Source organism: Phenylobacterium sp. 58.2.17, from assembly GCF_026411515.1.
In the GTDB taxonomy this organism is placed as follows: domain Bacteria; phylum Pseudomonadota; class Alphaproteobacteria; order Caulobacterales; family Caulobacteraceae; genus Phenylobacterium.
Map to the genome: position 1 here is coordinate 1 of NZ_JAPMTQ010000110.1, position 588 is coordinate 588.

Annotated in this window: 1 protein-coding gene; it reads right to left on the reverse strand. The window is 37.9% G+C overall.

Annotation, left to right across the window (positions count from 1 at the left end):
- The coding region (locus OUA97_RS23265; protein WP_267234450.1) for a hypothetical protein at positions 1-588 on the reverse strand (588 nt) is incomplete at both ends.

Below are 588 nucleotides of genomic sequence, written 5' to 3' on the forward strand. Positions count from 1 at the left end.
CTGCTGATAAGCTGAATCACGTTGATTCATTTTTGCCATTCCGCGGAGAAAAGATGCAATAGACTTAGAATCGGCGGTATCTGCTGGAAAACCTTTTAATGCCATTTCTATATCTTTATCTGTTGCCGGGCCTGGAGGAAGCATTTTAATTGCTTGTGAATTTCTGATTCTAGTATATTCATTTCGTAATTGAGTCATAGCTTCCTGATTACCAGTTTGCCCTTTAACCCATTCGCTAAATCTACTGAAAGCGCCAAAACCACCACCAGCAGCCTCGATTCGATCTGCTAAATTGTTTTGTTGATTTGCAGATTGTTCGGAAGTAACAGAAGCAAGCATTGTGTCATTAACAAGTTTTTGAGCACCATCTGAAAGCTTTACGTTTGACGGATTTAATTGTGCATACTTATATTCATATTCAGATAAGAGTTTATCTCGGTCCAAGCCAACTCTGTCTGCCATGTTTTGAATATTTGCATAATTAAGTGCAGTCTGTGATTCTGTTTGGTTGATTCCAGTTTGGATTTGTTGAGGTTTATATATATTCTCAATAGTTTGACCTTGTGTTTCAGCCTGTATTTTTCCTGT